We start from the raw sequence: 22,557 nt of genomic DNA on the forward strand, positions 1-22,557 counted from the left end.
AGGTTCTTATTTTTAAAGAGCTTTTCTAACATTTTCAGCAACTTAGTTGCTCGTCGTTAGGGGTGCGTATCTTACTTCACACCGTGAGAGAGTCAAGCATTTTTTTCAAATTCTTTTTTCTCTCTCCGACTCGCTGTGTGACTTTCGTCTCACTCCGTGTCGGTGGATGCGCAGTATAGGGGGTTGAGAAATTAGCACAAGCGTTTTTTGCAAAAAAACTTTCAACCGCACAAATAACGAGCATTATGCATAGATACTCAACGATCTTGTCTAATATTTCGGGTTGCAGAGGATCTTTTCATGATGAAACACCTGACTTCTGCATTAAAAGATCGCCGATTTCTTTGTGATTTTGATTGCTGATCTTATCTCTCTTGGTTCTTTTTTCTCTTTCTATCGATATAAAGATGAAAAAAAGAGCAGAACGATGACGAACTGCTCTTTTGGTCTTTGCTTTTTATTTGGGGTACTTCAGGTGAAGTCTTGGAAAAGTGTTTCTTCTATATATAGAAGAAAAGATCAGGGCATCCTTGCCCTTCTCTTTACGACAGATTAGTTAGGGGTATATCTAAATGTCGTTATTGTTCGATGACGCATTGAGCTCGTAAGAGTGGAGCATGCTTGCATTCCCAATGACGTCATCTTCGAGAGGAACTTAGTTCTTCAATACTTTTACGGTGTAGCTACCATCTTTTTGTTGGTATAGACCGTGGATGTCGGTTTCGAAACCTGGGTAATGCGCACCGATCTCACAAAGCATCTCTAGGAAATCCAGCACAGGGCGAGACTCTTGAGTCACCATTTCACCAGGAAGTACTAGTGGCACACCTGGAGGGTAAGGAAGGATCATGTTCGCACTTACGCGGCCAACCATTTCTTCCAGTTTGATTTCTTCGATGTTGCCACGAAGCTCTTCTTGCCATGCTGCGTGTGGTGTTACTTTCATTTCTGGAAGTACATCGAACGCTTTGTACATTAGCTCTGGTAGGTTGTATTTCTTAGTTAGGTCATGAATTGCTTGTGCTAGTTCTTGAACACGCATGCCTTCATAGAAGCTCGGGTCTTCGTTGTATAGTGAAGGTAGGAAGCTCTTGATGGTTAGGTTCAAGTCGTAGCCACGTTTAAATTCAGTTAGGCCGCGTAGCAATTGCATTGCTTTTGATTTGTCGATACCGATTGAGAATAGGAACAACAAGTTGTATGGACCTGTTTTCTCTACCACGATGCCGCGCTCGTCTAGGAATTTAGCCACCAGCGAAGCAGGAATACCTGATTCTTCTAGTTCGCCTTCTTTATTCATCCCCGGAGTCAGTAGCGTTACTTTGATTGGGTCAAGATACATGTGGTTGTCATCCATGTTCTTGAAGCCGTGCCATGTGTCGCTAGGGTCTAGTTTCCAACATTCCGTGGTATCGATGTTTTCTGGTTGCCATACATCGAAGAACCAGCTGTCGCTTTCTGCTTCTAGACGTTTGATCTCTTTACGGAAGCGGATTGCGCGATCGATAGAGTCTTGCATCAACTTCTTACCAGTGTTGCCGCGCATCATTGCCGCTGCAGTTTCAGTAGAAGCAACAATGCCGTACTGAGGTGAAGTTGAAGTGTGCATCATGAATGCTTCGTTGAAAGATTCTTTATCAAAGTCGCCTTTCACGTGAATCATTGAAGCTTGTGAGAACGCTGCCAACAGTTTGTGTGTTGATTGTGTTTCGTAGAACACTTTGCCTGGCATCGCTTCACCACTCATACCACATTTACCTTCGTAAATTGGGTTGAAGTTAGTGTAAGGCACCCAAGCACTGTCGAAGTGGATGTGTTTACAATCTAGCGACTCTTTGATGAATTGTGTGTTGTACAACAGACCATCGTAAGTTGAGTTAGTCACTACTGCGTAAGTTGGTGCTGTTGCACCTGGTGTTTTCGCCACTTTCTCTGCAATGATATCACGGCTGAATTCGCTTTGTGGAATACCGCCAAGGATGCCGTATGCGTTACGAGTTGGGCGGAAGTAGATTGGTGTCACGTCGCTCATCATCATTAGGTGGGTCAGAGATTTGTGACAGTTACGGTCAATCAATACTGTGCTGCCCGCAGGTGCTGAGTACATACCAACGATTTTGTTCGATGTAGACGTACCGTTAGTTACGATGTACGAGCTGTCTGCATTGAATGTGCGTGCAATGTATTCTTCTGCATCTTTATGTGGACCTGAATGGTCTAGTAGAGAACCTAACTCAGGCATTGAGATTGATACGTCCGCTTTAAATGTGTTTGGACCGTAAAAATCGTAGAAGATGCTACCAGCAGGGCTTTTCTGGAATGCAGTACCGCCCATGTGACCTGGAGTACAGAAGGTGTATTTACCTTCTTCTACGTATTTGAATAACGCTTTAGTGAATGGAGGCATGATGGCATCTTTGTATGCCTCAGTCGCTTGGTTGATTTTGATAGCGATGTCGTCAGCCATACCTAAAGCGTACTCGAAGAAGCTCACGTTTAGACGTAGGTCTGTTAGTGAAATGTCTAGAGTAGACTGTTCGTTAGCAAATGCGTGAACAGGCAGTTTTTCGTTGATTTGGCTGATACGTTCACATAGCTCTAGTGAGTATTTATCCCAGTCGAACAGCACACCGCAAATGCGTGGGTTCATCTCAATCATTTTGATCAAGTCTTTATCATCTACTGGGTAAACCACTTCGTAGCCCGCTTTCTCAAGAGCAACGTGAAGTTGACGAACTGGCTCTTCTTTAAAGAACACACCCATGTGGTTCAAGATAGCGAATATATTCATTTGGACATCTCCAAGGCGAATGAGGGCGCTCTTTGCCATTTACAGACAATGAGTAAGGTGAGCGCCGCGTGAATTTAGGTTTTATGGGCTGGCACCGTAGTGCCAGCGTTTTGGGGATTAGTTGCTTGCTTGGGCAGGCATGTCGTCAGCGTGCATTTTCACGTACTGAGCAAGACCTGCTTTTTTGCTGTAGAACATCAAGATAACTAGAGACACGATGAAGGTTGCTGTTAGCGTACCGCCCTCTGCACCTGCTAGTGCGATGAAGCAGAACAGACAAGCCACACCAGAGAACAGCATTACGAAGCCGTTGCGTGTTGTCATACCTTCGAAGCGAATCAAGTTAATGCTTGAGTAGAAGTAAGGCAGCATAGTTAGTAGAACTGCGTCAGTTGTTAGCTGGTTGAATAGGTCTGATGCGTGTGCTGTTTTAGAGCTGAAGAACATCAGTACAACCATCAGTGCAGTCATCTTGATTGACGCAAGGATTAGACCTTTCTTAGGCACACCGTTTTTGTCAGTTTCGCCGTAGATTTTAGGGAAGTTGCCATCGCTCGCGGCACGTTTACCAGCCTCGCCCACCAGCATCATCCAAGAACCTAGCGAAGTGAAACATGCTAGTGCTGTGAATGCTGATACGAATGGTGCAGTCCAGCTACCGAATAGCTCAGTGGTTGCCAATGCAAATGGCGCACCTGATGCCGCAACTTCTGACGCTGGGAACATGCCGCTGATCATTTGAGTTGATAGGATGTAAATCACACCTGCGATACCAGTACCTAACATAGTTGCTAGTGGTACAGTCCGTTTAGGGTTTTCTACCATACCAGTCGATACCGCTGCTGATTCCACACCTACGAATGACCATAGACAGATAAGAACCGCTGTTACTACCGCGTGGCTGTCAGTGCCTGCTGATACGTTCCAGTTTTGGCTGTAAAGCGCAGTATCGAAGTGCGTCCAACCAAATGCGGCTGTACCAACAACTGGGATAAGGATAAGAACTAAACCAAGCGTACATAGACGGCTTACCCAGCTACCACCAAGTAGGTTGACGAAAGTGAAGATCCATACCGATGCAATCGTCGCAATACCTGCTGGGATTGGGTTATTAAGCACAGGGAAGAATACTGAAAGGTAAGAAACACCTGTAATGGCAATAGCCAGGTTACCAATCCAGTTCGCGTGGTAATAAAGAACGCCCGTTTGGAAACCAAATACCGGAGACACTTCGCCAGCATAAGCGATAGGACCACCTTCTTGTGGGTTTTTGGTTGCCAGACGAGCGTAAACGAACGCCAGACTCAGTGCACCGACCAAACAGATCAGCCAACTGAAGATTGAAACAGAGCCTACAGAGGCAAGACTAGAAGGTAATAGTGCAATACCACTACCCATCATGTTACCGGCTACGACACCCGTACAGGCAATAAGGCCGATTTTTTTCGCATTCGATGACATAACATCTCCAAATCTATTCTACTCGAGTCAACATGACTCAAACTGAATGGTTATTAGCGAGATGCTATGAGGAAGAACCTGCTCGACCTCGCTAAATTTCGAAGTGAAGACTACGCCCAAAAACTGGGAAAAAAATAAACTTGGGGTTATCAATAAAATGATTAGTTAATCAACATCAAGTTGAGGTAAACATGATAAACACAAAAATATAAAACCATATTATTCATTTAGTTATAAAAAAAACATCAAACCTTCTACCGATAGATAAACTCTCATCAACTCGTTGGTCATCGCGATAAAAGTTATCAACCTCTATCAACTTCCCCATCCCGAAGGGTTAATTCCCTGAAGTGTTGATTCCATAAATCTCTCCCTGATCGCGCTTTTTGACCCACATCAATATTCATCTCGCCTGCAAGAAAGCATCAAAATCATTCTCGCCACATAACTCAGCCAGACGCTTCATACAATCAATAGAGATAGAGATAGAGATAGAGATAGAGATAGAGAAGCAAAGCGGGTATGTATTCCCGTTGCAAGCTTGCGCTGTTAGCTCCTTCGTAAGTCATTGCACCACCGCCTCACCCTTTTCACTTTTCGACAGCGACAAAAAAGCCCCTCACCGAAATGAGGGGCTAGCATTAGACTGACGTTGAGTCCGAGAGAATTAAAGCATTCGAACGACAGAAGGGTGAACGGCGCGATACATGGCGTAATCAATCGCCTTCATGTTACTTGGGAAGACCAAGTTTTCGCACAGCAGGTACGTCTCAACCGACGTATCAATATAGAAAGCTTCACTGTAAGACTCACTGGCTAAATCCAGATCACCATCCAATTCGGCGTGCTTACCGCGAATCACATAGGAAAGCACTGAATCACGTAACCTCAATGCCTGTCCGAGATGCCGCTTGGCTAACGCCATGTCACCAATGATGGTTTCGTGCAGTGCTAAAGCTTCATAAATTCGCGGTTGAATTGGCCCCACCATCATTTTCACATTAGTCTCTAGTGCTTCACTGAGCTGCTGCATTCGCCCTTTCTTCAACTCCTGTGAGAAATCAAGTGCCTTTTGTACATGGTAAGCAATCAACAACTCAGCTTGAACGTAAGCATTATCCGGCTCGATTTCTAAAATGTTTTCCATCAAGTCGATACCTTGGCGGAATTGTTTAGTATCAGAGACATTAAGGTAATGGTTAGCCTGAACAAACAACTCCAACGCGTCGGGATTCATTGGCATTCCCGCCACCAGCATCGTAGATTTCAATTTGGCATCCGATACTTTCAGCACTTGCATCAAATCCAACGACGCTTGTTGAAGCACTGTCTTTAAATGACTACTGGTTAACGCGTATTGACGACTAAACAACACTTTTTCAGATGAGTTATTGCGATATTCCACCTCTAAAAAGCTGCCACCGTCATTCTCACGAACTCTCACCACAACCGATTTACCAGGTACAATGCCAGAAGTAAACGACGCCTTCTTTAGCATGACTCGGTAATCACTGACTTGAGCAATGTCGGACATCAACTTTTGGGCGAATCCGTCTGCCAAATCGTAGCTTAATCCTTCATTCGTAAAATTATCTTGAAACTTGAACTCAATCAGATGGGTATCGATGGCTTGGGTAATACGCACTTCCGATTGCTTGTAGGTAAACACGCCCATCACTACGACCAACATACTGATCCAGATGAAGTTCATAATTCCCAATCGCCAAGGACTGATTTTGTTTTTGCTCTGAGGGGCTTTTTTCTCTTTTGACATCTCGCAGACCGCGCGAGTTAGAGGACCGGCAGGAAAGGTAACGGTTGGTGCTATAGGTAGACAATCCTCTTCCGATTCTTCAACCGAAGGTGGGATCTCTTCATTTTGCCGACTTGTGACAAACTCTTCATGCGTCATAGCAACCACGTTCGCTACCAGCTTATAGCCACGCTTGGGCACCGTGATAACGTAGTTGGTATTTTCCTCTCGACCGTCACGTAGTAGCTTACGCAACTCAAAGATGGATTGAGTCACCACTTGATCGGTCACAATCGCTCCAGCCCAAACGTACTGAATCAATTCCTCGCGGTTGAACACCTCATTCGCATGCTCCGCTAAGAAGTGCAAAAGATTAATTAAGCGTGGCTCAACAGTAACTTCCCTATCTTGTCGATACAGCTTATTTTCATCAACGCTCAAAACCCAGTCATTGATTTGAAAATAGACTCCAACCATGTATGAAAACTCTCGTATCTACAGACAGCGTTACGCTAGGAATCAGACAATGGTCGATTCCTACAAGTAACTAAAGGCAAGATTATAGGTGGGAAAGCAGCGTGTACCTAGAAAAGCAAGTCGCCAAAAATGCAAACTTAAGTTAAGTAATGCAAGAATGAGACTACTCAAGTGCTGCAAGGATAGAGCAATGTGTGGCGTCATCGTCTGTATGACCACAACAAGCATCATTAATCTTCTTTAACGCTCGGCGAATTTTCGTCAGCTCGTTAATTTTCCCATCAATCAGCTCTAACTTAGCAGAAGTAATGGCTTTTACCTCTGCACAGCTGTGTTCTGTCGCTTCTAACTTAATTTCTAACAGGTCTTTAATTTCATCCAGACTCAAGCCAAGATCTTTACCTTTGAGGATAAAGTGCACCTGCTTTTGATTCTCTTCATCATACAAGCGGTAGCCTGACTCACTTCGTCCTGCGGGTTTTATTAGCGCGTTTTTCTCGTAGAAACGCAATGTATCGGCAGTCACACCACAACGTTTTGCCAGTTCACCTATCTGAAACATAACTTCCCCTATTAACTATCTCGTTACTTTTAAAGCTAAAGAACGACTTTTTTGCAATTATTTTTGAGATGCCAAACGATTGCGCGAGCTTTTTTGTAATAAATTGGTTAGAATACGCGCCATCAAATGTGGAGACTGTTTTCTAACCAGAAAACACCCTGCAAAGGTCTTTACCAAAACTGGCCAATATTTTACCCCAAGAGGTAAAAACAAGTTCATTTTTGGCAAACATCTTTAACTCCGTGAATTTGAGGAAAATGGAAGCATGAATAACGCTCGTCCTATTCGCCGTGCGCTTATCAGCGTATCAGACAAAACAGGTATTGTTGAGTTTGCGCAAGCTCTTGCTGAGCGCGGTGTCGATATCCTATCTACTGGTGGTACAGCTCGCCTACTTGCCGAACAAGGCATCGCCGTAACCGAAGTCTCTGACTACACTGGTTTCCCAGAAATGATGGACGGCCGCGTTAAAACGCTTCACCCAAAAGTTCACGGTGGTGTGCTTGGTCGTCGTGGCCAAGATGATGACGTGATGGAAAAGCACGGCATCAACCCTATCGATATGGTTGTCGTAAACCTATACCCATTCGCAGAAACCGTTGCCAAAGAAGGCTGTACACTAGCCGACGCGGTTGAAAACATCGATATCGGCGGCCCAACAATGGTTCGTTCTGCAGCGAAAAACCACAAAGACGTGACTATCGTTGTTAACGCAGGTGATTACGGCCGCGTAATTGCAGAGATGGACGCAAACGACAAATCTCTCACTCTCGAAACTCGCTTCGACCTTGCCATCGCTGCTTTTGAACACACTGCCGCTTACGATGGCATGATCGCAAACTACTTCGGCACTATGGTTCCATCTTACGGTGAGAACAAAGAAGGTGATGAAGAGTCTAAATTCCCACGTACGTTCAACCAACAGTTCGAGAAGAAGCAAGACATGCGCTACGGTGAGAACAGCCACCAAGCAGCCGCATTCTACGTTGAAGCAAACCCACAAGAAGCATCTGTTTCTACTGCTCGCCAAATCCAAGGTAAAGCCCTTTCTTACAACAACATCGCAGACACGGACGCAGCGCTTGAGTGTGTGAAAGAGTTCAACGAGCCAGCATGTGTAATCGTAAAACACGCAAACCCATGCGGTGTTGCGCTAGGCAAAGACATCCTAGAAGCGTACAACCGCGCTTACCAAACTGACCCAACATCTGCATTCGGCGGCATCATTGCATTCAACCAAGAGCTGGATGCTGAAACAGCAACCGCTATTGTTGAACGTCAATTCGTTGAGGTCATCATCGCTCCTTCTGTTTCTGCTGAAGCGATTGAAGTGGTTGCCGCGAAGAAGAACGTACGTCTACTTGAGTGTGGCGAATGGACAACGAAGACAACTGGCTTTGACGTGAAACGCGTGAATGGCGGTCTACTGGTTCAAGACCGCGACCAAGGCATGGTAAGCCTAGACGACCTAAAAGTGGTTTCTAAGCGCCAGCCAACAGAAGAAGAGCTAAAAGATGCCCTATTCTGCTGGAAGGTAGCGAAATACGTGAAATCTAACGCGATCGTTTACGCGAAAGGCGACATGACTATCGGTGTGGGCGCAGGCCAAATGAGCCGCGTTTACTCAGCGAAAATTGCCGGCATCAAAGCTGCAGACGAAGGCTTAGAAGTTGCCGGTAGCGTAATGGCATCTGACGCTTTCTTCCCATTCCGCGACGGTATCGATGCCGCAGCAGAAGCCGGCATTAAGTGCGTAATTCAGCCAGGTGGCTCTATGCGTGACGACGAAGTTATCGCAGCAGCAGATGAGCACGGCATGGCGATGATCTTTACCGGTATGCGTCACTTCCGCCACTAATCCTCTCGTCTTCACTGGGACGATAACTGCGTTGACGGCGTTCACTTATCCTAATCACATAGCATACTATGCTCATAGGAATAAGTTCACTTGTCGCCTTGTCCTCGTCCCATTGAATTAGAGAGGCCATACTCAGGTCTTTGCGAAATATCTGAGTTTGAGCAAACGGTATTTATAAGATTAAGGATTTTCATATGCGAGTTTTAATCATTGGTTCAGGCGGTCGTGAACATGCGCTAGGCTGGAAAGCAGCGCAAAACCCAAATGTTGAGACTATTTTCATTGCTCCAGGCAACGCAGGTACAGCACTAGAGCCAAAACTAGAGAACGTAAACATCGATGTAGAAGACATCGCTGGCCTTGTTGCTTTCGCCAAAGAGAAGGCGATTGAACTGACTATCGTTGGCCCAGAAGCACCATTGGTTATTGGTGTGGTTGATGCGTTCCGCGAAGCTGGCTTACCAATCTTTGGCCCTACCCAAGCCGCAGCGCAACTTGAAGGCTCTAAAGCGTTTACTAAAGACTTCCTTGCTCGTCACCAAATTCCAACAGGTGCCTACGCGAACTTCACTGAAATCGAGCCAGCTCTTGCTTACGTACGTGAGCAAGGTGCACCGATCGTAGTAAAAGCTGACGGCCTTGCTGCTGGTAAAGGCGTTATCGTAGCGATGACGCTAGAAGAAGCTGAGGACGCAATCAAAGACATGCTAGCAGGCAACGCATTTGGTGATGCTGGTAGTCGTGTCGTTATCGAAGAGTTCCTAGATGGTGAAGAAGCAAGCTTCATCGTGATGGTGGATGGTGAGAACGTTCTGCCAATGGCCACCAGCCAAGACCACAAACGCGTAGGCGACAAAGATACGGGTCCTAACACCGGTGGCATGGGAGCATACTCTCCAGCTCCAGTGGTAACACAGGAAATCCACAACCGCATCATGGAAGAAGTGATTTACCCAACAGTACGTGGCATGGCCTCTGAAGGTAACCCTTACACTGGTTTCCTATACGCGGGTCTGATGATCGACAAAGACGGCACTCCGAAAGTAATCGAGTACAACTGCCGCTTCGGTGATCCTGAGACACAACCTATCATGATGCGCATGGAATCGGATCTTGTTGATCTGTGTCTAGCGGCAATCGACGAGAAACTGGATCAAGCGGAATCGAAGTGGGATCCACGAGCATCGATTGGTATCGTGCTAGCAGCCGGTGGTTATCCAGCAGCGTACAACAAAGGCGACGTTATTTCGGGTCTGCCACAAGTTGAAATTGAAGGCGAAAAAGTCTTCCATGCTGGTACAGATAACAAAGATGGCGACATCGTGACAAACGGTGGTCGTGTTCTTTGTGCAACCGCACTTGGCAACAGCGTATCAGAAGCGCAGCAGCGTGCTTACGAGCTTGCAAAACAGATCAGTTGGGATGGCATGTTCCATCGCAACGATATCGGCTACCGTGCAATTGCACGTGAGCAAGACAAATAAAAACAACATAAGTTGGCTAAAAAACAAAAGGCGCACTCAGCGCCTTTTTTTATTGTTCTTGTTCGACAGAATTCGAAGCAATGTTTATTCAGAGATCAACTTTGGCCGAGAAACACAATCAAAGTCATCGTCATTGAGCATCAACAGTTCATCGACCATTGCTTTGTTTCGTGACTGCTTGCCGACAAAAGCCACATAACTGTCTACCGATGAGAGACGCTCGATAATAAATTTTGGCAGCGTCTGATTAAACTCGAGTGTCGAGAGCACCTTACCTTTGCAGGTTTCAAACGATTGACCATTCCAATAACCTTGAATAAGGCTCTGATTGTTACGAGACTGCGCCTTAACCGATGCCACTACGTCATTCGCTTCTGCTTTGTAGCGCTCTAATTGGTCATGCTGGAGTGGTAAGACTTTAAGGTTAACACGATATTGTTGGTAAACCGCTTCGCCATCTTTATTGAAACGGATGTGGATTTGAAAAGGCACCAACTCTTGTTTGGTATCAACTTGCTCGCCTTTTCGAATCAACTCTCGCAACTCACCTTCATCCCAGCGATAATCACTCTTGAACCAACCATTGTCCCCCATAGTCACATAATCAGCCGCCGTACTCACACGAGTGAGTTTCTCTGTCATCCAGTACAAGCTGCTAGCATCTCCCGCAACTTTACCACCAGAAAAATGCGTGAATTGTTCTAAATTAGGAGTTTCAACCGATGAACAGCCAAAAAGGGTAAGGCTAGATAGGAGAAGTGAAGTGAGTAGATGTTTTTTCATGAAATTGCACCGAGGCAGGATACCTCGGTGCATTCTAACTTAGTTTACTGATTCTTTCAGCGCTTTACCTGCTACGAATGCTGGTACGTTAGCTGCTGCGATTTGAATCTCGTCACCAGTCTTAGGGTTACGACCAGTACGTGCAGCGCGGTGGTTTACTTTGAATGTACCAAAACCAATTAGTTGAACTTGGTCACCCTCTTTAAGTGCGCCAGTTACACCATCAAGAGTCGCTTCAAGAGCAGCTTTTGCTTGTGCTTTTGATAGGTCTGCTTTCTCTGCGATAAAGTCGATTAATTGGGTCTTGTTCATTAGGTTTCCCTTCTCATAGGTTATCGAATTCGTCTCACTCTAAAACATAAATGCCCCATCTGGCAAAGGTTTGTAAGCGATCTTTCGATTTTCTGACGTACTTTTAGCCATAATATGAGTAATAACTCACAATTTGTTACCACATACCCCCTGAAAACCCTTGCTTTCCAAGGTATTTGGACCAATTTATAAGTCACTTTTGCGGTTATAATAGCTGCAAATAACCACTATCAAACTACATTCAAGGGCAACTATGCTGCTGTTATCCATTTATATCTCTATTGCAATCGGCATTTCGTTTATCTGTTCGGTGCTGGAGGCGGTACTGCTGAGTATCAGTCCGAGCTACATTGCGCAGCTCAATCAACAGGGGCATCCCGCAGCTGGGCAATTGGCTAAGCTGAAATCAGATATCGACCGACCACTGGCATCTATTCTGACTTTAAACACCATCGCTCACACGATCGGCGCGGCCACTGCTGGTGCACAAGCTGCGGTTGTATTTGGTAGCGAAGCATTAGGTATCTTTTCGGCAGTGCTGACATTGGCGATCTTAGTGCTTTCAGAAATCGTACCGAAGACGATTGGCGCGACCTACTGGCGCCAGTTGGCACCCACTGCCGCGGTCGCATTGCGTTGGATGGTATGGGCGCTTACACCCTTTGTTTGGTTCTCAGAGCAAATCACCAAGCGTCTTGCTCGTAACCACGAAGCTCCAAAGATGCGTGATGAGCTGTCTGCAATGGCGATTCTGGCACGTGAAAGCGGTGAATTTGCCGAGGGTGAATCAAAAATCTTAAGCAACTTGCTTGGCATCCAAGATGTACCCGTAACGCAGGTTATGACGCCACGACCAGTAGTATTCCGTGTCGATGCCACAATGACCATCAATGAGTTCCTAGAAAAACACAAAGATACGCCTTTCTCACGCCCATTGGTTTACAGCGAACAGAAAGATAACATCATTGGTTTTGTGCATCGTCTTGAGTTGTTCAAACTACAACAATCAGGTTGTGGACAGAAACAGTTGGGAGCAATCATGCGCCCAATTCAAGTGGTGCTAAACAATACCACTTTACCTAAAGTATTCGACCAGATGATGACTCATCGCTTACAGCTGGCACTTGTTGTTGATGAATACGGTACCGTGCTAGGTTTGGTAACGTTGGAAGATATTTTTGAACACCTCGTAGGCGAGGAGATCATCGACGAAGCAGATAAAAGCACTGACATGCAGGAGCTGGCTTACCAACGCTGGGAAAGCTGGAAAGAAATGCACGGCGTAATCGAAAGCCGCGATGACGATGAAGAAGATAATGAGCCGGAGAAGCAGGATAAAGAGCCAGAAGCTCAAGAGCCACCGAAACCCGACTCGAAAGAATCGTAATCAGCATTAGGTATAACAGCTTAAACGCACAAACAAAAAAGGCATCCAGTTAGGATGCCTTTTTCTATTTATTCAACAATTAAAGTGCAATACCGATGTTGCTCACACCTTCTTCACGTAGCTCTTCACGCAAATCTTTAATCAAGCTGATGTCACGTTCTACCGCTTCACGCAGCGGACGGAAGATAGCCCACTGGACGTCCCACTCTTCACATACGGCTTCGTTTTCTTTCTGGTTGTCGTTAGTGATTGGCTCTGCGCCTTGTGCTTGCTCTAGATCAGCAACGGTTTGTACCGACTGTTGACTCACTTTAAGCATTGAATCGAAAAGGTAGTCGCGGTCCAATAGACCATGCAGTAACGTAGACAACCCCTGACACGCGTCCATCGCTGGGTAAACGCCGTAAAAATCGAACTCATCCGCACTTGGGAACAACTCTTCTAACTTCTCCAATTGACGTTCGAAGTTAATTTTCGCGTTCTTAACTGTCAAAATTTCCCATACACTATCAAGAATCGCTCGGTAAGCACGCGGGTCAGCAAATTCTGTATTCTCACAAAACATCGCATAGTTTGGATACATGCGTTCACACAGACACGCCATAAAGGTAATTTGTTGCCAAGGTTCTAGTTTTTCTAAACGAACCTGAAGAGGATTCTTAAGCATAGTCACTCAATCATTGAAGAAAAAAACAGCGAAAGTGTACTTGATTCATCACAGGGAAAAAAGTTAATGCCGCATTCAAATCAGATTTTCCTGCTCTCAGAGCATCGCGACACCTACAAAACGTTACTGGCAGAGAAAAATCTGCCCGATCTTTGTCTCACCGACCAACCAGAAGCCACTCAGATCGTACTAGCGGATCCACCCTTACTATCACAAAGCTTAGACGAGTTTTCACAGCTTGAATGGGTACAATCCACGTTTGCTGGTGTCAACGCCTTAACATCCCCTAGCCTTCGTCAGGACTATACTCTAACTAACGTTCGAGGCATCTTTGGTCCACTGATTGCTGAATATGTTTTGGGTTACAGTATTGCCCATAACCGCCACTTTGCCCGATACCACCAGCAGCAACAAAACAAACAATGGCAGCCTCACCTGTACACGTCATTAAAAAGTAAAACCATGGTAATTCTTGGTACCGGTAGCATTGGGGGCTATCTGGGCAACGCCGCTAAAGCAATGGGGACAAAAACTATCGGTATTAACCGCACAGGTATCCCTACTCCAGGCGGCGAGTTTCATCAGACCTTTCATATCAATGAACTAAGTAAGGCATTTGAGCAAGCCGACATCGTTGTGAATACTCTACCAAGTACACCTGAGACGCGACAGTTACTTAATCGTCAAACGCTCAGCCAACTAAATCAGGCGTTATTGTTTAACGTAGGTCGTGGCGACGTACTGGATGAGGCAGGGTTGCTCTTCGCTCTGAAAAACCGTTGGGTAGAACACGCCTTCTTAGATGTGTTTGAGCAAGAACCGTTGTCGGTAGAGCATCCATTTTGGAAACTACCGCAAGTCACCATCACTCCACACATTGCTGCGCTGAGTTTTCCCGAGCAAGTCATCGAGATTTTTGCTGACAACTATCTACGCTGGCGCGATGGGTTTTCATTAAATTATCAAGTGGATTTCGAAAAGGGTTACTAAGAATGTCGTTAGACGAGCTATTGCAGCAAGTGAGGGCCTGCCAGATCTGCGCGGATAACTTACCTTTGGGTGCAAACCCTGTCGTGCAAGCAGCAAAAGGGGCACGCATCCTAATCATCGGTCAGGCCCCTGGCACACGTGTACACAAAACCTCGATACCTTGGAATGACCCAAGTGGTGATCGATTACGCCAATGGCTCGATATCGACAAAGACGTTTTCTACGACCCAAATAAAATTGCCATTGTCCCAATGGGATTCTGTTATCCAGGCAAAGGGAACTCTGGTGATTTACCGCCTCGTAAAGAATGTGCGCCCACTTGGCATAAAAAGATTCTTGAGCAACTGCCCAATATAGAGCTCACTCTACTAATTGGTCAGTACTCGCAGCAGTACTATCTCACCAACAAACCAAAGACGCTCACGCAAACTGTTCAGCAATGGCAAGATTGGGAACCGGACTTTATCCCGCTCCCTCACCCATCCCCACGCAATACATTGTGGTTAAAGAAGAATCCTTGGTTTGAATCTGACGTCGTGCCATACCTTAAAAAACGCGTTCACTCGATGCTTTAGGTTACCCATGATCTAATTGCTTGTTTATCTGTACAAGAAAATTAGAGCATAAAACCAGAAATCATAAGCATTTGTTTATATTGAATTTTAATGTCTAATGTACAGCTAGAGTAGTAATTAGATCATAGTAGGCCAAATACTACCAGAGCTGTACGGCCTTGAGTTTTAGGTAAAAAAATACCGGCACTGAATGCCGGTATTTGATTTCAAAAAAATCTAACTTACTTGTGGTATGGCTTAGATAGCTCGTGTACCGCATCCACAAAGACGCCCGCGTTTTCTGGCGGCACATCCAAATGGATACCGTGCCCTAGGTTGAACACATGACCAGTACCTGCATCACCAAAACCTTCTAGAATACCCGCGACTTCTTCACGGATACGCTCTGGTGAAGCGTAAAGCATTGATGGGTCCATGTTACCTTGCAGAGCCACTTTATCACCGATACGTGCTTTCGCGTCTGCAATGTTGATTGTCCAGTCTAGACCAACCGCATCACAGCCCGTTGCTGCGATTTGCTCAAGCCACATGCCGCCATTCTTAGTAAACAGTGTGACTGGCACGCGACGACCGTCGTTTTCACGAATCAGACCATCTACAATCTTGTGCATGTATTGCAGTGAGAACAGATTGTAATCACGAGGCGTTAGTACGCCACCCCATGTGTCAAATACCATTACCGATTGCGCACCCGCTTTAATTTGCGCGTTTAAGTACTCGATAACGCTGTCTGCCAGCTTATCTAGAAGTAGGTGCAGAGTTTGTGGTTCCGCGTACATCATCTTCTTGATCTTGGTAAACGCTTTAGAGCTACCACCTTCGATCATATACGTCGCAAGAGTCCAAGGACTACCAGAAAAACCAATCAGCGGCACTTCACCCTTCAGGTCTTTACGGATCTGGCGTACTGCGTTCATTACGTATTGCAGTTCACCTTCAGGATCTGGCAAACCAATTTTTTCCACGTCGGCTTTGCATGTAATTGGGTTATCAAAAACAGGTCCTTCACCCGCAGCAAAACGCAAACCAAGCCCCATTGCATCTGGAATCGTTAAGATGTCCGAGAATAAGATCGCGGCATCAAGAGGAAAACGGCGTAATGGTTGAAGTGTCACTTCGGATGCTAATTCTGCATTTCGACACAAAGACATGAAATCACCCGCTTCTGCACGAGTCGCTTTGTATTCTGGTAGGTAACGACCTGCCTGGCGCATCATCCATACTGGCGTGTAATCTACCGGCTCTTTTAAAAGCGCACGCAGATAGCGATCATTTTTTAATTCAGTCATTCCGTAATTCCAACTGTTAGGCTTTCTGTGAAAGGGGGTATTCTATCACTGATTTAAGTCCAATAGCTGTGTGCTTTGCAACCTGGATCAAGTTATTAACTTTTAAATCAATGCTTAATTTGCACCCAATCGGTATCAGTGTTAAAAATTTGTTCGCTAGCGAAAACTACAATTATAAACTGAGTACTTAGTACTCAGCATCTCATAACGACATCTTACTTACCCCCTCCCTCTCGGAGGGTTTTTTTTATCTATTTATCAGACAATTAGAGTCTATATCTTTCAGCGTTTGTTCGATAAGTGCTCTTGCAATCGTTCCTTTAGGCGCAACAGGCGGCATCTCGTCGATACCAAACCATTGTGCATCAGACAGCTCAGTGTAGTCTGGGCTTAACTCTCCCGATTCATAATCAGCTAAAAACCCCATCATCATACTGGATGGGAAAGCCCAAGGCTGGCTGCCAAAGTAACGAATATTTTTAACGAGAATTCCCGTTTCTTCATGAATTTCTCGAGCCACGCACTCTTCTAATGTCTCACCGACTTCTAGAAAACCCGCAATAACCGTATACATACCATTTCGATGCCTTGGATGTTGGGCTAATAAGATCTGATTTTCTTTACGTACAGCAACGATAATACACGGAAATATTCTAGGATAATGAAGGGTGCGACATTCACCACACTGCATGGCTAACTGGTTATTATTAAGAAAGTTTCTTCCTCCGCACTGTGGACAAAAGCGCAAACTTTGCGTCATGTGCCCATATTGCACAGCTTTACTTAACAACATAAATAATGGCTCAGGAAAATGCAGGCAGTCACGCAGGGATACTAAAGGTAGATCATGCTCTAAATCGGCCAAGTTAAGCCACATGACGGGCGAACCAGAATACTCACCAATGGGTCTTGCACTCGTTACTGGCAGTGATAACTGCTCTGCAGACCCGAAGGGCACAGCACCATCCACCAGCCAAATTTCACTTCCTGCAACAACACACCAGTATGCATTTATCGCGCGGTTAACATCACCTTTTCTTAACATTACACCATCCCTTTGCTTGAAGTTCGTTCATTTTACTGGCAATCTAATTTCATACTAGAGTTTATCGTTAAGTAAATGTGCACTCTAAATTCTAGTAAGGACAAGAGTTTGTAATAACTTTACTAACTTTGCTTTGCAAAGGATACGTTCGCCGATGGGCGATCAGATCATGAGGGCATGGTCATGCTAAGAAAATTCAAACAAACACAAGACCAGTGGGGTGGCTCAAGTGATGTCATTGATCACTGGTTAGAGACACGACAATCCCTGATTGTTGAATATTGTAAGCTTGCAGCGCTGCAACCTTGTTCGAAAACCAATGTTATTGAACTCCCATCTCCTTCCGAACTGCAGGATTTCTGTCAGCACCTCGTTGATTACATCTCCGAAGGCCACTTTAAAATTTATGACATGGTTATGGACCGTTGGAAAGCAACCGGCTTTGTCGTGACTAATGAGATCAATCAAACCTATGGTCAAATTGTTCTAACGACTGAACCATTATTGAACTTTAACGATAAGTACTCAGAAGTGACTGAAGATGATGAATTAAATGATTTCGATTCTGATATGTGTCTCATTGGGGAAATTCTTGAGACTCGCTTTGAAGTCGAGGACTATCTGATACAGCAAATCGCAGAAAGCCTGTCTATGCCACCTGGAGCTTAGTATTTGCAAACATTCAGAAATAGAGTGAGAGAAAAGACTGACGATCATCGTCGGTCTTTTTTGTTTCTAGCTTTATCGAAAATCCCACCGGAAGAACAAAGCAGTATAAAAAACTAAAAAGGCACCCGAAGGTGCCTTTTTCTTAAGCTTTTAACGATTACTCGTTATATGACTTACTCTTCAGACGAGAAACCAGCGTTTAGAAGTGCCGCTAGGTTATCCGTTGCTTGCTCAGCAGAAGGACCATCTTGCGCTTCAGAACGTTTAGCTTGACGCTCTTGGTGGTATGCGAAACCAGTACCAGCTGGGATCAGACGACCAACAATTACGTTCTCTTTCAGACCACGTAGGTCATCACGCTTACCAGAAACCGCAGCTTCTGTTAGTACGCGAGTTGTCTCCTGGAACGATGCCGCAGAGATGAACGACTCAGTCGCTAGAGATGCTTTAGTAATACCTAGTAGTTCACGTTCGAAACGTGCAGGCTCTTTGCCTTCAGCTTCTAGGTTACGGTTAGCAATCTTAACTTGTGAGTACTCAATCTGTTCACCAGGTAGGAACTCAGAGTCACCAGAGTGAGTAATAGTACACTTACGTAGCATCTGACGAACGATAGTTTCAATGTGCTTATCGTTAATCTTAACGCCTTGTAGACGGTAAACTTCCTGTACTTCGTTAGCAATGTACTGCGTTACCGCGTGTACGCCACGTAGACGTAGGATGTCATGTGGAGACTCTGGACCATCTGCGATCACATCACCACGTTCAACTTTTTCACCTTCGAATACGTTCAACTGACGATGCTTAGGAATCATCTCTTCGTAAGCTTCACCGCTTTCACGTGTGATCACTAGGCGACGTTTACCTTTCGTCTCTTTACCAAAGCTCACAGTACCTGTGTGCTCAGCAAGGATTGCAGGCTCTTTCGGCTTACGTGCTTCAAATAGGTCAGCAACTCGTGGAAGACCACCGGTGATATCTTTGTTACCGCCAGACTTCTGAGGAATACGAGCTAGTGTTGCACCAACACCTACTGCTGCGCCATCTTCGATGTTCACAATCGCTTTACCAGGTAGGAAGTAGTGAGCTGGCATATCAGTACCAGGGATCATTACATCGTTACCTTGCTCGTCAACAAGTTTGATAGCTGGACGCATATCTTTACCTGCTGAAGGGCGAGCTGCTGGGTCAGTTACTTCGCTTGAAGATAGACCAGTTAGGTCATCAGTTTGACGAGATACTGTTACGCCGTCGATCATATCTACGAACTGGATGCGACCTGCTACCTCAGTAATGATAGGTAGTGTGTGCGCTTCCCAGTTTGCAACTGTTTCGCCAGCTTGAACTGTATCACCATCGCCTTTGCTTAGTAGCGTACCGTAAGGCAGTTTGTGCTTCTCTTTAGTACGACCAAACTCATCAACGATAGTTAACTCTGTCGCACGAGAAGTGATAACGATCTTACCGTCATCAGCCAATACAGATTTAGCGTTGTGTAGCTTGATAGAACCGTTGTTCTTAACTTGAACACTGTTCTCTGCCGCTGCTGTCGATGCCGCACCACCGATGTGGAACGTACGCATCGTTAGCTGTGTACCTGGCTCACCGATAGACTGAGCAGCAATAACACCCACTGCTTCACCTTGGTTCACTAGGTGACCACGTGCTAGGTCACGACCGTAACATTGTGCACAACAACCGAAGTCAGAATCACACGTTACTACAGAGCGCACTTTCATGCTGTCTACTGAGTTCTCTTCCATGATTTGACACCACTTCTCATCGATCAGGGTGTTACGTGGAATAAGAACGTCTTCAGTGCCAGGTTTTAGTACGTCTTCAGCAACAACACGACCAAGAGCAAGCTCAGAAAGTGCAACTTTAACATCACCACCCTCGATGTGAGGCATCATGTCGACACCTTCGTGAGTGCCACAGTCATGTTCAGTTACAACAACGTCTTGAGCAACGTCTACTAGACGACGAGTTAGGTAACCCGAGTTCGCTGTTTTCAGTGCCGTATCCGCAAGACCCTTACGAGCACCGTGCGTTGAGATAAAGTACTGAAGTACGTTTAGACCTTCTTTAAAGTTCGCTGTGATCGGCGTTTCGATGATTGAACCATCTGGACGCGCCATCAGACCACGCATACCCGCAAGCTGACGAATCTGTGCTGCAGAACCACGAGCGCCCGAGTCCGCCATCATATAGATGCTGTTGAATGACTCTTGCTGTTCCTCTTCACCGTCACGGTTAACTACCGTTTCAGATGAAAGGTTTTCCATCATTGCTTTCGCAACACGGTCGTTGGTCGATGCCCAGATATCGATAACTTTGTTGTAGCGTTCGCCCGCAGTAACAAGACCTGATTGGTACTGTTCCTGGATTTCACGTACTTCTTCTTCCGCTTCTGCGATTTCAGTGTACTTAGCTGCTGGTACAACCATATCGTCGATACCAACAGATACACCAGAAAGTGCCGCGTATGCGAAACCTGTGTACATGATTTGGTCAGCGAAGATTACTGTGTCTTTCAGACCTAGTTTACGGTACGCCTCGTTAAGTAGGTTAGAGATTTGCTTCTTACCTAGCTTTTGGTTAACGATGCTGTACGGTAGACCAGCTGGCACGATTTGCCATAGCATTGCACGACCAACAGTGGTGTCTACCATCTTGGTTTCTGTAGTGCTGTTGCCGTCTTCGTCTACAACAGTTTCTGTAATACGTACTTTAACGCGTGCGTGAAGCTCAGCTTGTTTAGTGCGGTATGCTTTCTCAGCCTCTTCTGGGCCAGAAAGGTACATGCCTTCACCTTTCACGTTGATCTTTTCACGAGTCATGTAGTACAGACCCAATACAACGTCCTGAGAAGGTACGATGATCGGATCACCTGACGCTGGCGACAGAATGTTGTTTGTCGACATCATCAGAGTACGAGCTTCAAGTTGTGCCTCTAGAGTTAGAGGTACGTGAACCGCCATTTGGTCACCATCGAAGTCCGCGTTGTACGCCGCACAAACAAGTGGGTGTAGCTGAATCGCTTTACCTTCGATCAGTACTGGTTCGAACGCCTGGATACCTAGACGGTGAAGTGTCGGTGCACGGTTCAATAGTACTGGGTGTTCACGGATTACTTCGTCTAGGATATCCCAAACGACCGCTTCTTCACGCTCTACCATTTTCTTAGCAGCTTTGATTGTAGTCGCAAGACCACGAGTCTCTAGCTTGCTGTAGATGAATGGTTTGAATAGCTCAAGTGCCATCTTCTTAGGAAGACCACACTGGTGTAGACGCAGGTATGGACCTACTGTGATTACAGAACGGCCAGAGTAGTCTACACGTTTACCTAGAAGGTTCTGACGGAAACGACCTTGTTTACCCTTGATCATATCAGCAAGAGATTTCAGAGGACGCTTGTTAGAACCTGTGATCGCACGACCACGACGACCGTTATCTAGTAGAGCATCAACAGACTCTTGCAGCATACGTTTTTCGTTACGTACGATGATGTCCGGAGCCGCTAGCTCTAGAAGACGCTTCAAACGGTTGTTACGGTTGATCACACGACGGTATAGATCGTTAAGATCAGAAGTCGCAAAGCGGCCGCCATCTAGAGGTACTAGAGGACGTAGATCTGGCGGAAGTACTGGAAGTACAGTTAGGATCATCCACTCAGGGTTGTTACCCGATGCGATGAACGCTTCTACCAGCTTAAGACGCTTAGTTACTTTCTTACGCTTAGTTTCAGAGTTTGTTGTCTCTAACTCTTCACGCATTTGTTCTGCTTCAGCGTGCATATCCATAGAACCTAGTAGGTCCTTGATAGCTTCCGCACCCATCTTAGCAGTGAACTCGTCGCCCCACTCTTCTAGACGATCTAGATACTCTTCTTCAGTAAGCATCTGACCTTTTTCTAGATCAGTCATACCAGGCTCTGTTACTACGTACATTTCGAAGTACAGAACGCGTTCGATATCACGTAGAGGGATATCCATTAGTAGACCGATACGAGACGGTAGCGATTTTAGGAACCAGATGTGAGCTACTGGTGAAGCCAGTTCAATGTGGCCCATACGGTCACGACGAACTTTAGTTTGTGTAACTTCTACACCACACTTCTCACAGATAACACCACGGTGCTTCAGGCGCTTGTACTTACCACAAAGACATTCGTAGTCTTTAACTGGACCAAAGATACGCGCACAGAACAGACCATCGCGTTCAGGTTTGAACGTACGATAGTTGATCGTTTCAGGTTTTTTAACTTCACCGAAAGACCATGAACGGATCATGTCTGGTGAAGATAGACCGATTTTGATTGCATCAAATTCTTCGGTCTTATGCTGTGCTTTTAGAAAGTTTAATAAGTCTTTCACAATCAGCTCCTGTAAGGAGTTAAAAGGAGCTCACTCGCTAAAGTGAGCACCTTCTTCCAAATAATCGCTTTGATTCTC

The 22,557-nt window shown here is 45.6% G+C and carries 16 protein-coding genes; 6 read left to right on the top strand and 10 right to left on the bottom strand.

All coding sequences use genetic code 11. The features are described 5' to 3' along the window. Positions 1-655: 655 nt before the first annotated feature. The 4 genes from R7D93_RS24195 to zntR form a co-directional block, all read right to left on the bottom strand. Positions 656-2,791, bottom strand: coding sequence for a lysine decarboxylase CadA (locus R7D93_RS24195; RefSeq protein ID WP_213869026.1), 2,136 nt, complete (start codon positions 2,789-2,791; stop codon positions 656-658). A gap of 117 nt (positions 2,792-2,908) precedes the next feature. Further along, a complete protein-coding gene (gene cadB, locus R7D93_RS24200) occupies positions 2,909-4,252 on the bottom strand; it encodes a cadaverine/lysine antiporter (protein WP_017821792.1) in 1,344 nt (447 codons plus the stop codon). A gap of 667 nt (positions 4,253-4,919) precedes the next feature. After that, complete coding sequence (gene cadC / locus R7D93_RS24205; protein ID WP_225497196.1) at positions 4,920-6,482, bottom strand: lysine decarboxylation/transport transcriptional activator CadC; 1,563 nt, start codon at positions 6,480-6,482, stop codon at positions 4,920-4,922. Between the two features lie 163 nt (positions 6,483-6,645). After that, the gene (gene zntR / locus R7D93_RS24210) at positions 6,646-7,044 is read right to left on the bottom strand and encodes a Zn(2+)-responsive transcriptional regulator (protein WP_005382529.1); all 399 of its coding nucleotides are present in this window, start codon (positions 7,042-7,044) and stop codon (positions 6,646-6,648) included. A gap of 265 nt (positions 7,045-7,309) precedes the next feature. On the opposite strand from zntR, the gene purH reads away from it, so the two are divergent. After that, on the top strand, positions 7,310-8,902 hold the full coding sequence (purH, locus tag R7D93_RS24215) for a bifunctional phosphoribosylaminoimidazolecarboxamide formyltransferase/IMP cyclohydrolase (RefSeq protein WP_213869024.1): 1,593 nt from the start codon (positions 7,310-7,312) through the stop codon (positions 8,900-8,902). A gap of 194 nt (positions 8,903-9,096) precedes the next feature. Beyond that, positions 9,097-10,386 carry a phosphoribosylamine--glycine ligase gene (gene purD, locus R7D93_RS24220; RefSeq protein ID WP_213869023.1) on the top strand — a complete coding sequence of 430 codons (1,290 nt, stop codon included), beginning with the start codon at positions 9,097-9,099 and terminating at the stop codon, positions 10,384-10,386. Between the two features lie 84 nt (positions 10,387-10,470). On the opposite strand, the gene R7D93_RS24225 is transcribed toward purD, so the two are convergent. Further along, positions 10,471-11,169 (bottom strand): DUF1481 domain-containing protein, encoded by a 699-nt coding sequence (locus R7D93_RS24225; protein ID WP_213869022.1) that lies wholly within the window; start codon positions 11,167-11,169, stop codon positions 10,471-10,473. A 39-nt stretch (positions 11,170-11,208) separates the two neighbouring features. Further along, a complete protein-coding gene (gene hupA / locus R7D93_RS24230; protein ID WP_005382524.1) occupies positions 11,209-11,481 on the bottom strand; it encodes a nucleoid-associated protein HU-alpha in 273 nt (90 codons plus the stop codon). A gap of 253 nt (positions 11,482-11,734) precedes the next feature. On the opposite strand from hupA, the gene R7D93_RS24235 reads away from it, so the two are divergent. Beyond that, positions 11,735-12,868: a hemolysin family protein gene (locus tag R7D93_RS24235; RefSeq protein WP_005382522.1), complete on the top strand. Its 1,134-nt coding sequence runs from the start codon at positions 11,735-11,737 to the stop codon at positions 12,866-12,868. A gap of 79 nt (positions 12,869-12,947) precedes the next feature. Here the strand turns inward: R7D93_RS24235 and R7D93_RS24240 are convergent, their stop codons facing one another. Next, positions 12,948-13,535: a YjaG family protein gene (locus R7D93_RS24240; protein WP_005382520.1), complete on the bottom strand. Its 588-nt coding sequence runs from the start codon at positions 13,533-13,535 to the stop codon at positions 12,948-12,950. A gap of 66 nt (positions 13,536-13,601) precedes the next feature. On the opposite strand from R7D93_RS24240, the gene R7D93_RS24245 reads away from it, so the two are divergent. Together R7D93_RS24245 and R7D93_RS24250 are read left to right on the top strand one after the other, a co-directional pair. Then, positions 13,602-14,525, top strand: a complete 924-nt coding sequence (locus R7D93_RS24245) for a D-2-hydroxyacid dehydrogenase (protein WP_225497198.1) — start codon at positions 13,602-13,604, stop codon at positions 14,523-14,525. A gap of 2 nt (positions 14,526-14,527) precedes the next feature. Further along, positions 14,528-15,100, top strand: a complete 573-nt coding sequence (locus R7D93_RS24250; protein ID WP_005382518.1) for a uracil-DNA glycosylase family protein — start codon at positions 14,528-14,530, stop codon at positions 15,098-15,100. Positions 15,101-15,321: 221 nt separating this feature from the next. Here R7D93_RS24250 and hemE read toward each other — a convergent pair whose 3' ends face one another. Together hemE and nudC are read right to left on the bottom strand one after the other, a co-directional pair. Then, the gene (gene hemE, locus R7D93_RS24255; protein WP_005382517.1) at positions 15,322-16,389 is read right to left on the bottom strand and encodes a uroporphyrinogen decarboxylase; all 1,068 of its coding nucleotides are present in this window, start codon (positions 16,387-16,389) and stop codon (positions 15,322-15,324) included. Positions 16,390-16,636: 247 nt separating this feature from the next. Then, positions 16,637-17,434: an NAD(+) diphosphatase gene (nudC, locus tag R7D93_RS24260; RefSeq protein ID WP_005382516.1), complete on the bottom strand. Its 798-nt coding sequence runs from the start codon at positions 17,432-17,434 to the stop codon at positions 16,637-16,639. Positions 17,435-17,611: 177 nt separating this feature from the next. Here nudC and R7D93_RS24265 point away from each other — a divergent pair, with 177 nt between their 5' ends. Beyond that, the gene (locus R7D93_RS24265) at positions 17,612-18,103 is read left to right on the top strand and encodes an Rsd/AlgQ family anti-sigma factor (protein ID WP_005382515.1); all 492 of its coding nucleotides are present in this window, start codon (positions 17,612-17,614) and stop codon (positions 18,101-18,103) included. Positions 18,104-18,276: 173 nt separating this feature from the next. Here R7D93_RS24265 and rpoC read toward each other — a convergent pair whose 3' ends face one another. After that, entirely contained in the window at positions 18,277-22,479 is a 4,203-nt protein-coding gene (gene rpoC / locus R7D93_RS24270; RefSeq protein WP_005382514.1) for a DNA-directed RNA polymerase subunit beta', read from the bottom strand. Positions 22,480-22,557 lie beyond the last annotated feature (78 nt).

It is taken from the genome of Vibrio sp. YT-15 (genome assembly GCF_033337445.1).
Classification (GTDB): domain Bacteria; phylum Pseudomonadota; class Gammaproteobacteria; order Enterobacterales; family Vibrionaceae; genus Vibrio; species Vibrio alginolyticus.

Excerpts from the sequence above, each read along its gene's own strand:
- R7D93_RS24195 (WP_213869026.1), bottom strand. The coding sequence starts at position 2,791 with ATGAATATATTCGCTATCTTGAACCACATGGGTGTGTTCTTTAAAGAA.
- cadB (WP_017821792.1), bottom strand. The coding sequence starts at position 4,252 with ATGTCATCGAATGCGAAAAAAATCGGCCTTATTGCCTGTACGGGTGTC.
- cadC (WP_225497196.1), bottom strand. The coding sequence starts at position 6,482 with ATGGTTGGAGTCTATTTTCAAATCAATGACTGGGTTTTGAGCGTTGAT.
- zntR (WP_005382529.1), bottom strand. The coding sequence starts at position 7,044 with ATGTTTCAGATAGGTGAACTGGCAAAACGTTGTGGTGTGACTGCCGAT.
- purH (WP_213869024.1), top strand. The coding sequence starts at position 7,310 with ATGAATAACGCTCGTCCTATTCGCCGTGCGCTTATCAGCGTATCAGAC.
- purD (WP_213869023.1), top strand. The coding sequence starts at position 9,097 with ATGCGAGTTTTAATCATTGGTTCAGGCGGTCGTGAACATGCGCTAGGC.
- R7D93_RS24225 (WP_213869022.1), bottom strand. The coding sequence starts at position 11,169 with ATGAAAAAACATCTACTCACTTCACTTCTCCTATCTAGCCTTACCCTT.
- hupA (WP_005382524.1), bottom strand. The coding sequence starts at position 11,481 with ATGAACAAGACCCAATTAATCGACTTTATCGCAGAGAAAGCAGACCTA.
- R7D93_RS24235 (WP_005382522.1), top strand. The coding sequence starts at position 11,735 with ATGCTGCTGTTATCCATTTATATCTCTATTGCAATCGGCATTTCGTTT.
- R7D93_RS24240 (WP_005382520.1), bottom strand. The coding sequence starts at position 13,535 with ATGCTTAAGAATCCTCTTCAGGTTCGTTTAGAAAAACTAGAACCTTGG.
- R7D93_RS24245 (WP_225497198.1), top strand. The coding sequence starts at position 13,602 with ATGCCGCATTCAAATCAGATTTTCCTGCTCTCAGAGCATCGCGACACC.
- R7D93_RS24250 (WP_005382518.1), top strand. The coding sequence starts at position 14,528 with ATGTCGTTAGACGAGCTATTGCAGCAAGTGAGGGCCTGCCAGATCTGC.
- hemE (WP_005382517.1), bottom strand. The coding sequence starts at position 16,389 with ATGACTGAATTAAAAAATGATCGCTATCTGCGTGCGCTTTTAAAAGAG.
- nudC (WP_005382516.1), bottom strand. The coding sequence starts at position 17,434 with ATGTTAAGAAAAGGTGATGTTAACCGCGCGATAAATGCATACTGGTGT.
- R7D93_RS24265 (WP_005382515.1), top strand. The coding sequence starts at position 17,612 with ATGGTCATGCTAAGAAAATTCAAACAAACACAAGACCAGTGGGGTGGC.